Raw genomic sequence first — 11,118 nt, forward strand, 5'->3', positions numbered from 1 at the left:
CGTCACCGTGGCCATCACCAGTCTCCAAGAGCACCAACCGGCGCTCCCACCCGAAGGTAAACCACTGACAAGTTGCCCGGGGTATACCAGTTGACCGTCCGGGGGTGGCTGGATGTTGAGCATCGCCAAGGCCCGCAAGGACTACTACCTCCAGAAACTGGGGGAGATTTCGCCGGGCGAGGACTACTACCTGCGAGGTGGGACTGCCACCGGCCGTTGGCACGGCCGCGGCGCCCTCGAACAGGGACTGAAGGGAATCGTGTCGGCGGAGGGCCTGGTGCGCCTCTTCGACGGACAGCACCCGGCGACTGGGGAGCAGTTGGGACGTCAGCTCCGCAAGGACGGGGTGGCGGCTTGGGATCTGACCTTCTCAGCGGACAAGTCGGTGTCGCTGCTGTGGGCGTTCGGGGACGACGAGGTTCGACGCCACGTCGTCGAGGCGTTCGAGGAGTCCACCGCCGAGGCGCTCACCTACCTGGAATCGGTAGCATCCTCGACTCGGGGCGCTTCTCGGACGCCGATCCTGGACCAAGAAGGCAAGCCGATCCTCGACGAAGATGGCTTCCCTCGTCATCGGGTTGAGACGTGGCCTATTCGTACCAAGGGGTACGTCTCGGCGTGGTTCACCGAGTTCACCAGCCGAGCCGATGACCCGCAGCTCCACACCCACGTGGTTGTTGGGAACCGGGTCAAGGGCGTCGACGATGTCTGGCGGGCGATCGACGGGCGTCTCCTTTACCGGCACAAACTGGCCGCCGGCTACCTCCACGAAGCCGAACTGAGGCACCGGTTGACCGAGCGACTCGGGGTTCGCTGGCAGCCAGTCCGCAACGGGATTGCGGACATCGACGGCTTCACCAGGGACCAGATCATGGCGTTCTCCCAGCGACGCCGCCAGATCGAAGCGTGGCGAAACGACCATGGACTTGCGGACACCGCCGTTGCTAACGAGGTCGCCACATTGGCGACTCGGGGCCCTAAACGAGACCATCCGATCGACATGCTGATGCCGGTCTGGCTGGAACGAGGCACTGAGGTTGGCGTTACGCCTGAGTCGGTCGCAAAGGTGCTGGAACGCAGCCGTTCCGTCACCGTCCCAGACCCCGCACCCGTATTCGAATTGATGGCTTCCGCTGAAGGGCTCACCGCCCAGGCCTCGACGTTTGGGCGAGTTGACGCAATCAGAGCAGTGGCGGAGGCTCTACCCGAGGGAGGACGACGAGCCGATATCGAGCATCTGGCAGACGCCTTCCTCCGTCGCTCGGGCGTGATCCCCATTCTCCCCATCCACCCCACCACCGACTCTCTGAGTCGCCTGTCGATCGATCTCGAACCCGCCGAACTCGAACATCTCCTCGAACTGGTCAACTCGACGCAGCCGCGAATCATGCGGAGGGGCAACGGGGACATCTTCCCGGGACTGGTCAACGAACGGCGCTACACAACCACCGAACTCCTCGCCATCGAACAGCGGATCATCGACCGCGCCCGGAAGGGTATTGCAGCCGAACGATGGATCGTCCCTGAGGCGCAGGTCGAAGCCGCTCTCGCAACTCAACCGAGCCTCACCGGCGGGCAGCAGGCGATGATCCGCCAGTTCGCCACATCCGGAAGCGCCATCGAAGCCGGCGTTGGAGCGGCCGGGACCGGCAAGACCACCGTCATGGCCATCATCGGCCAACTCGCCACCGAAACAGGAACCCCCGTCATGGGAACGGCGCTGGCGGCCCGAGCCGCCGCCGGATTCGAAACCGCCACCGGCATTCCGTCCGCCACTATCACCCGCTTCCTGTGGGAAACCAAAGCAGCCGGTGGCCTCCCAACCGGTACCATCGTCGTGGTCGACGAGGCAGGCATGGTCGGCAGCCGCCAGCTCGCCGAGGTATCCGACCTCGTCGAAGCAGCCTCCGGCAAGCTCATCCTGATCGGCGACCATCGCCAGCTCGCCGAGATCGACGCCGGTGGCCTATTCGCTGCACTGACGGCTCGCCTCCCCGCTGTCGAGCTGACCGAGAACGTCCGCCAGGACCAGGAATGGGAACGCACCGCTTTGGCCGAACTCCGCCACGGCTCCATCTCCCGGGCCGTGGCCATGTACGACCGGCGCGGACTCATCAACACAGCGGCCACCGACGATGACACCATCACCCAAGCCGTCGACAACTGGTACCGAGACGTCCAAGATGCCGGTGACCCTGCCCAGGTGCTGCTTATCGGGCATCGCAACACCACCGTCGACCAGCTCAACCAGCAGGCCCGACTACTTATCGTCCAATCCGGCTTGCTCCACGGACCCTCGGTTAACGCTGGCGATTGCCAATTCCAGGCCGGAGACAGAGCCGTGTGCCTCAAGAACCGCTCCCGGCTCGGAGTCCTCAACGGGGACCTCGCAACCGTGACGGCTGTGGACACTGAACGGCGCACGATCACGCTCAGACTCGACCGCACCAACACCGACGTGACCGTTCCACAGTGGTACCTCGACGAAGGAAACCTCGATTGGGGCTACGCCCTCACCGGCCACAAGGCTCAAGGGGCAACCGCCCGGCGCGCCCACACGGTTGCCGGAGATGGCGTCGACCGGGAATGGCTCTACGTCACCATGAGTCGAGGCCGGGAAGCAAACACCATCTACCTCGCTGACCCCGAACTTGGCAAGGACGAGTGCACGCATCTGACCCACCAACACCCGAACCGGCTCACAGCCCTTATCGCAGCCCTCGGACGTACCGCTGCGGAGCTGGCGGCATCTGACACCGGACGGCGACCTCGGACCCTCACCGACGAACAGCTGAACCAGCGGTTTGAGAATCTGGAAGTTGAGCTGGCACTTTCAGAAGCCGAGGATCGCCGACTGGCCGCCGCTGGCAACCAGAGCGACCTCCTCGTCGAGTACCTGGACCTGCACAGCGAGATCCACGCCCGCCGCCGAGACCGACTCGCAACCATGACCTTCTTACCGTCGGAATGGATTGTTGCCACCTTGGGAGAGCGGCCTGCAGAGCCTGATCGTCGCGCTGCTTGGGATGCGATCGTCGACCGCGCTCTTCTCTACCGCACCGAGCAAGGGATCCCTGACGAGTCACCCGGCCTGCTGGGGCCAGCCCCGCTCAGCCGCGAGGTGGAACAGCGCGTGGCATGGATCGCAGCTCGTCGCGACATCGAGCGGAACCTCCTCAAGTCCGTTGCGGAACACCAGGCTGTCGGCTTCGGCTTGTAGATACGCGCTGCTCGGGCGCCTACGTCGACCGGGCATCGACATCCGGGTGCCACGACTTGAGAGCCCGTTGCGACCATAATCCCGGAAGGGCCTATCCAGGTTGGTACAGCCGTGGGTCGCCCAACCCGATCCGCCGCTATTCCAAGGGCAGATCCCCTGAATATGGTCCCATTCGGTCCCCCAGTGGGGCGTCGGCCCCACCCGTGGCGACTGACTGTACTGAAGTGGATAGCCCCTATCCCGGATATGCGTGCTAGTCGAGACGGTTGCCTGCCGCGTGGAGGGTCGAAAAGAGGGAGTCTGCTCAGTGACCCGGTGGACATGGCACCATTTCGCTCCATCACGTCGATTCGGGGCCAGGCGTCGGCGGACTATGATGCGTTCCTAGCGCAACAGCCTGAGCACGAGGGGTTAGCTTGAAGTTCCGTTTCGTCCACGCAGCGGACCTCCACCTTGACACGCCTTTCTCCGGCATACGAGAAGCCGCCCCCGAGGTCTCAGATGCTCTTCGTCGGGCTTCCCTCGACGCCTTCGTTGGTCTCGTTGATCTCGCCATTGACCGAGAGGCCGCATTTGTCGTCTTGGCCGGGGACATCTATGACGGGGCTGAGCGCGGAGTCGCCGCGCAGCTCCGATTCCAGCGCGGGCTGAAGAGGCTTGACGATAACGGCATCTACTCGTTCATCGTTCACGGCAATCACGACCCAGTGAAGGTCGGTTGGTCAGCGATTCGCGACTGGCCCGACCTTGTGACCGTCTTCGGTCACAAGCACGTCGATCAAGTGACCGTCGAGTGGCGCGGCGAGCAGATCGCCACCGTCCACGGCATCAGCTATGAGAAGAGAGAGCAGACCGAGAATCTCGCTCTTCGATTCAGGCGCGGCAGTGGCCCCGGCATCCACGTGGGTGTGCTGCACGCCAATGCCGGCAACAATCAGGACCACGACCCATACGCTCCCTGTTCCGTGGACGATCTGGCAATCGCCGATCTCGACTATTGGGCACTCGGCCATATCCACAAGCGACAGATCCTGCGCCATGGCGATCCATGGATCGTGTACCCCGGCAATCTCCAGGGCCGCAGCCCGAAGCCGAGCGAGATGGGGGAGAAGGGCGCATATGTTGTCGAAGTCGACGGCACGACCATCGCGGAGCCCGAGTTCGTCGCCCTCGACAAGATCCGCTTTCGGGAGATGGAGCTCGACGTGTTTGGGATGGATCTCTCCGAGGTTGAGGGCGAGCTCCTCAAGATGGGGGATCAAGCCATCGCGGATGGCGACGGCCGATCACTTCTGGTGCGTTGCTCGCTCAGAGGATCTGGCGACATCCACGAGGACCTCGCTCGGATGGGAGCCGTTGAGGAGTTGCTCACCGAACTACGCGAGGAATCGACGGGCCAGGACCCATTCCTTTGGTGGGAGTCCCTGAGAGACAGAACCACGACAGCCATCGACATCGACGCAATTAGGGAGCGCGGAGACTTCTCGGCTGAGCTGCTGGCTCTCGCAGACGAGCTCTCGGCGGAAGGCGACGGCGGCTTCGTCGACGACGTGGTCGAACACCTCCCACTCACGAAGCTCGAACGACTCGGAGTGGAACTTCCGTCTCCCGAAGACCCGGTCCTGTGGAATGACGCGGTCACGCTAGCAATCGAATTGCTCGAAGGCGGTGCAACATGAGGATCTCCGGGTTGCACATCAACGGCTTCGGTATGTTCGCCGACTACAGGCTGAACGATCTGCCGTCCGGATTGACCGTCCTCTGCGGCCCGAACGAGGCCGGGAAGTCGACGCTTGTCAACTATGTCCTCAGCATCCTCTTCGGCTTCCCGGACGGCAGATCAAAGGGTCCTCACCACGAACCGCTTGTCGGGGGCAACCACGGAGGCAAGCTCTTCCTACGAGACGGCGACAGTGAGTACATCATCGAGCGAACCAAGGCCGGGAAGGTACCGATGGTGCGGTACCCGGGTGGCGGGATCGGGGGTCAGGAGGCCATCAAGGACCTGCTCGGCAACGCTGACCGCACACTCTTCCAGAACGTGTTCGCATTTGGGCTGAAAGAGCTCGAAGACCTCAAGGCACTTGAGGGCGACTCCGTACGCGAGCGCATCTTCGCTACCCCAACGTTCGGTGGCGGGCCATCGGCACGAGAGATCATCAATCAGCTGGAGTCGAGAGAGAAGGAACTGTTTCGGCCGCGATCCGATTCAACGATCACCGACCTTCGCAGGAAGCTCGAGGACGTGCACGGGGGCCTACAGGCTCTCCAGGGTCAGGCGAAGTCCTACGAGCAAGCGACGCGCGATCTCGACGAGGCGATTGGCGCTGTCGAGAGCATCTCGGCAGATCTGCGCGAGAAGCGGCAAGAAGCGAAGCGGTACGAGACGTTGATCGAGATCTGGCCACAGTGGTCTGATCGGCTTGCGGCGGAGCGGGAAGCCGAGTCCCTCCAGGTGCCGGACGGCGTTGAGTTGGCGTCGGAGGCTCGCCTCCGGGACGCGGAGCGGGAGATCGGCGAGAGGAACGTTGCCGTTCGAGAGAGGAAGGACAGTCATGACAGACAGCAGTCTCGGTTCAACAAGGTCAATGTTGATGATCTGCTTCCTCCGGCGGCCGCGCAAGCCAAGAAGCTGCACGCGGAAATCCGACGCTACGACACGGATCGAACTCGGCTCGGCACCCTTGAGACCAGGATTGAGAACCTCCAAACAGACGTATCGCGATCCTTGACAGAACTGGGACCGGGTTGGGACAAGGACCGTGTCGAGGCCTTCGACACGTCAATCCCGATCAAGGGGAAGCTTGTCGAATGGCGGGACCAGTTGAGCGAGGCCGACAAGGCCATTGCTAATGGTGTCGGACGCGTCGCCGGTCTCGAGGGAGGGCTGGAAGAGGCGACAACCGAGCGCCGTGACCACGAACAGAAGCTCGCGGAGTACGCAACAACACCGTCCGCGGAGGAGATCGAGGCAGCCGAATCGAAGACCAGGAAGATGCGCGTGCTCGGCGAGGAGGTCGGGAAGCTTCGCGAGCGTGTCCGAGCGGACGACGAACGAGTTGCCGCTGTGCAGGAAGTCCTCGAGAGTGTGGGCCGTCCGACCGGGGCAGGTGTGCCGCCAAGCATCCTCTTCGCGGTGCCCGTCGTTTTGGGTGGCGCCGGGGTCGTTGCGGGGGTCGCCAACGAGTTCCTGTCAGCGGTCCTGCTGCTCGTGCTCGCTGTCGCATCTGGTGTTGGCATCGTCCTATGGAGGCGGGCGGCCCGTACTGCCGGAGGCGATACGGCCAGTGGGACAAGATCGGAGCGACCCACCGCCGGAGATGCCCCAAGACGCGAGCTCGAGGCCGCTCAGTCCGAGGCACGTGACCTAGCCGCCGAACTCGGGTTCGCTGAGATTCCGAACGCCTCTCAGATTGAGGAACGATTGGCTGCGATCACGCTCCAGCGAATAGACCGCAGTGCCGCCGACGCTCTCGCCAACCTCGTAGACGGAGAGCGAACAAAGGAGCGGAAACTTCGCGAGCAGATCGAGGCCGCGACCAGAGAGTTAGAGGAGCAGCGCTCTGGTCGCAGACAGCTCGGATCGACGTGGGATGACTGGAGGACGGAACAGGGCATCGCCGAGCCGCTGAAGCCGGAGGTGGTCATGGATCTTGTGCCGGCAATCGCCGGCACAAGAGAGCTGATCAGACAGGAGAGCGAGGCCAGGTCCGAAGCGAGTGATGTGCGTCAGCGCATCAAGTGGTTTGAGCAGTCGGCAACGGAGACACTGAAGGCCGCTGAGAGAGATGATGACCTGATCGACTCGGGCTTGATGGCTGCTGTTGAGGCGCTCTACCAAGACATCCTGGAGGACGAGAAGAAGCGAGAGTCGATTGTCGGTCTCAAGAAGGGTATTGGTGGGGCGCGAGAGGACCTCGAGGAGGCAGAAGCCGACCTGGCGAATGCCGAGGCTATCCGCGATCGAGTACTTGCCGAGGTGGGTGTTGCCGATGCTGCGGCACTTGACGAAGCGATCGGGAAGCTGAAGCGCAGGGCGGAACTCGAGGCGGACGCTGCAAAGCTCTCTCGACTGATCGAGACGGCAATCGGTGGGGGCGAGGGCGGGGAGCTCATGAAGGAGGAGCTCACTACCGGGGACCTCTCGCGATGGCAGTCGAGCTATGACGAGGCCAGCGCACTGGTCGAGGAGCTGGAGCAGGAGCACGAAGTGGCGGTCAGGCACCACCAAGACCTCAAGACCGCGGCAGCGGCTATCGCGGGATCGACCGAGGTAGCAAAGCTGGCGCTCGTCGTCGAGGCCCAAAGGGTGGAGTTGGCAGAGGCGACTGCCGAGTGGGCCCGAGTCGCAACGGCACGAGCCCTCATTGATGCGACGCTGGCGAGGTTCGAACGGAAGCACCAGCCAAAGGTCGTGGAGCGCGCTGCCGAACTCTTCAACAGGATCACCGATGGGCGCTACCCAGAGCTCCTCTCTACAGAGAGCGACTTGAAAGTCATGAGCCGGGCGAGCGACCCGATCGACATCGTCGATCTCAGCACCGGGACCGTGCAGCAGCTCTACCTGTGTCTTCGCTTCGCGCTGGCAGAAGAGTTCGCTGGTCGGGGAGTCAAGCTTCCGCTGGTGATGGACGATGTTCTCGTGAACTTCGATCCGGAGCGTGCGGCGAGCGTGGCAGGTGTCATATCCGAGTTGGCAGAGCAGCATCAGGTGGTCCTCCTCACGTGCCACCCGGGAACCAGGGACCTTATGGCAGGCTCTGCCCCGGAAGCCCGCATCGTCGAACTCAAGCAGTTCCCGCTGTGAGACTGCAGAGCGGGCTTGTTCCGTGTCTGGGACACCTGTCCGGTGGACGCGCGATGTCGGCGCCGCCCCTCTCAGATGCCTGCCGGGATTCATCCCATCGCTACGCTCTGATCTCCGGAGGACTATTTGCCGCTCTTTGAGATCCATAGCGGGGAACTTGTCCCCTTCAGGCGGTTGAAGGGCGGTTCCGATTGCTTGCGACGAGACCCGACCCGCCCATACTCGGGACAGGTCGTGGCCGGGCATTCACTTCGTTCCGGACCCGCCAAAGCGCAACGGTACGGTTCTTGGGTAGCCTGAAATCGGGGAAGTCGGTCGATCGCGTCGCCGATGACGCGGCGCACCGGGCTGCTACCACTGATGTAAAGAGAACGACGATTGGGTACGCATGAGAGCTGACACACTCGACCTCACCAGACTATTCGTCCAGAACATCCAGTATGTTGTCCCGGTCTTCCAGCGTCCGTATGTATGGACCGAGGAGGAGCACTGGGAGCCGCTGTGGAGGGATATCCAAGCCGTGGTGCGAGACGGAGCGGACGGTGGCGGAGAGGAGCACCCCCACTTCCTTGGCGCCATCGTGCTTGATCAGCAGCCAACCTCGGTAGGGGCTGTGGATGAGCGGCAGGTCGTCGACGGCCAACAACGACTTGTCACGCTTCAGCTTCTTCTTGCGGCGGTTCGCGATGTCTCAAAGGAGACGGGCGAGGAGAGGTTGCAGGGCCGACTCAGCCAGTTGGTCGCCAACAGCGAGTACGTCATTTCGAACGCTGAGGATACACTCAAGGTTCTACCAACGAGGTCTGACCGGACCGGATTCCAGGCTGCGCTCGCCGATGCGGGAGTCTCGAGCATCGATTCCAAACTGTTGGACGCCTATTGGTACTTCCGCAGCGCCATCCGAGCCTGGCTGGAGAGCACAGATCGAAACGGTACAGATCTCCTCGGGGACCTCGTCAATGTCCTCGCTCGTGGGCTCAGGGTCGTGGTAATCGATCTGGATGACCGGGACAACGCCCAGGTCATCTTCGAGACGCTCAACGCGCGAGGCACCCCCCTCGAGGCGGCTGACCTGATCAAGAACGATCTGCTCAACCGGGCCAAGCAGTCCGGCCACGATGTTGAGGACCTGCACGACCGCCACTGGGCCCGCTTCGTCGACGACCGGTGGAGAGAGGAGATCAGCCAAGGGCGCCTGTTGCGGTCCCGTATTGATGCCTTCATGGGTTACTACCTCACGATGCAGGCCGAGCGAGAGGTCCGCAGCTCGCAGCTATTCAGTCGGTTCCGGACCTGGCTGGACGACTCAGCCCAAGACATCCGGGCTGTGCTCGCCAGCATCGACCGCTACGGCGAAGTCTTCGAGCGCATCGAGACATTGGAGGGAGACAGCCTCGATGGCGCCTTCATGAGCCGTCTGAACACGCTCGAGTTGACGACTGCCTACCCGTTGCTGTTGTGGCTCTTCGGAGTGCCTGAGGACGCCCTGACACCCGCCGACCGCCACACGATCTTGCGCGACCTCGAGTCGTTCCTGATCCGAAGGCTCTTGTGCAAGCTGACCACACGCAACTACAACCGCCTCTTCCTGACGCTTCTCAACGGCGTCAAGGAAAACCCAAGCGCGGCCACGGCGACGATACGGGCACGACTACTCGCCGCCACGGGTGACGCGGTCCGCTGGCCTACCGACGACGACGTCCGCTCCGCTGTCGCAGGTGGACGGATGTACGGATCACTACGCCAGGATCGTATCGAGCTTGTCCTCAAAGAGCTCAACCATCAGGCATTGAGAGATTCGCTGTCCGAGCCGATCAAGGTTCAGGGGAAGCTCACGATCGAACACCTGATGCCGCAGAGCTGGCAGCAGCATTGGCCACTACCCAATAATCCAGACGCCGAAAGCCGACGCGAGCTACTGATCAACACACTCGGCAACCTGACCCTCGCGACACAGAAGCTGAACAGCAGCATCTCCAATGGTCCATGGGGCGAGAAACGCAAGGCGATCCTGCAACACAGTGCCCTGAGCCTCAACCGTCAGCTCCCCGAAGCATGGAGTGACGACGCTATTGAGGAGCGTGGGATGGTCCTGGCGAACGCGATCGTGGCAACCTGGCCGCGTCCAGGGCTCACAGTTGAATCGCCCGGGAACAACACTGACGCGCTCGACAGGCTTGGAGAAGCCGAAATGAGCCCGGACCCCTCCACTGAGAGGGAGTCGGCGATCGCCGATGAGTTCATTCGTCGACGCGGGGCGGGCAACACCACGCTTCGGTTGGTCGAGGACTTCACTCGGCGGACTCGGGCCTTCGGCAACGTTGAAGCCCTACCGGGTCGCAGTAGCAGTTCCGAGGATGGGTTCGGCCCGTACTTGATGCTGCGGCACCGTAACCACCGGTATGGAGCGTTCGCCTACGTCACACCCTCAAACGGGAGCGTCGCGTTGCGCTTGCTGAGGTCCAGCGCGGATGGGCGTAGCCACGCTGAGCCCGGCGCCGCCAAGGACGCGTACCAGGTTCGCATTCGCCTCAACACCGATGCGGCTCTCGAGGAAGCCGTCGAGCTTGCCCGGGAAGCCTATGGCTTAGTGAGTTCACCGTGAAGGCGAGAGTTGGGGTTCTCTGATCATCGGTGAGATCCCCGTGCGAGCTTCTTCTACTAGCGGGGCCGGTAAGCGGTCGTGGGGGAACTTGGGGTGTGAGTAGTAACGGAACAGAAAACCGGGCTAAGGGGCTCAGCGGATAGGGACTGATTCGGGGCTCCATCTATCGCGGTAGTCGATGAGTCGTGCGGTGATGAGGATGGTGGCCACGAGACAGAGTTGGGCGTGTCGGTGTCGGGTCCGTCGATCGGTGTTTCGGCGTAGCTGCCCGTAGTTCGATAGCCAGCTGTTGGTGGCTTCAACGATCCATCTCAGTCCGAGCGTGAGGGGCGGTTTCTTCCCGTCGACCTTCGCCTGGTTCCGGCGTTGAATGACCACGTCATCGAGTCCGAGCTCGGCCAGTTGACGGCGGATCTTGGGATAGTCGTATCCGCGATCAAGATGCAATGTCTCGATGTCAGAGAGCAGCCCGGCCCGAGCGACATC

Annotated in this window: 5 protein-coding genes; 4 read left to right on the forward strand and 1 reads right to left on the reverse strand. The window is 62.7% G+C overall.

What is annotated here, in order from left to right; translation table 11 throughout:
- Positions 1–112 precede the first annotated feature (112 nt).
- The 4 genes from mobF to P1T08_17280 all read left to right on the forward strand — a co-directional run bounded on the left by mobF (position 113) and on the right by P1T08_17280 (position 10,632).
- Positions 113–3,220 carry a MobF family relaxase gene (gene mobF, locus P1T08_17265; GenBank protein MDF1597832.1) on the forward strand — a complete coding sequence of 1,036 codons (3,108 nt, stop codon included), beginning with the start codon at positions 113–115 and terminating at the stop codon, positions 3,218–3,220.
- 416 nt (positions 3,221–3,636) lie between these two features.
- Positions 3,637–4,899, forward strand: coding sequence for a DNA repair exonuclease (locus P1T08_17270; protein MDF1597833.1), 1,263 nt, complete (start codon positions 3,637–3,639; stop codon positions 4,897–4,899).
- Positions 4,896–8,027 (forward strand): AAA family ATPase, encoded by a 3,132-nt coding sequence (locus P1T08_17275; protein MDF1597834.1) that lies wholly within the window; start codon positions 4,896–4,898, stop codon positions 8,025–8,027. The genes P1T08_17270 and P1T08_17275 overlap by 4 nt, the downstream gene beginning before the upstream one ends.
- A gap of 388 nt (positions 8,028–8,415) precedes the next feature.
- Positions 8,416–10,632, forward strand: coding sequence for a DUF262 domain-containing protein (locus P1T08_17280; protein ID MDF1597835.1), 2,217 nt, complete (start codon positions 8,416–8,418; stop codon positions 10,630–10,632).
- A 132-nt stretch (positions 10,633–10,764) separates the two neighbouring features.
- On the opposite strand, the gene P1T08_17285 is transcribed toward P1T08_17280, so the two are convergent.
- A partial coding sequence (locus tag P1T08_17285; GenBank protein MDF1597836.1) for a transposase occupies positions 10,765–11,118 on the reverse strand: 354 nt, incomplete at its 5' end.

The sequence above is a fragment of the Acidimicrobiia bacterium genome, from assembly GCA_029210695.1.
In the GTDB taxonomy this organism is placed as follows: domain Bacteria; phylum Actinomycetota; class Acidimicrobiia; order Spongiisociales; family JAHEDJ01; genus JAHEDJ01.

What these genes read in the sequence shown, in the direction of transcription:
- P1T08_17275 (MDF1597834.1), top strand. Translation starts at nt 4,896, where the DNA reads ATGAGGATCTCCGGGTTGCACATCAACGGCTTCGGTATGTTCGCCGAC.
- P1T08_17280 (MDF1597835.1), top strand. Translation starts at nt 8,416, where the DNA reads ATGAGAGCTGACACACTCGACCTCACCAGACTATTCGTCCAGAACATC.
- mobF (MDF1597832.1), top strand. Translation starts at nt 113, where the DNA reads ATGTTGAGCATCGCCAAGGCCCGCAAGGACTACTACCTCCAGAAACTG.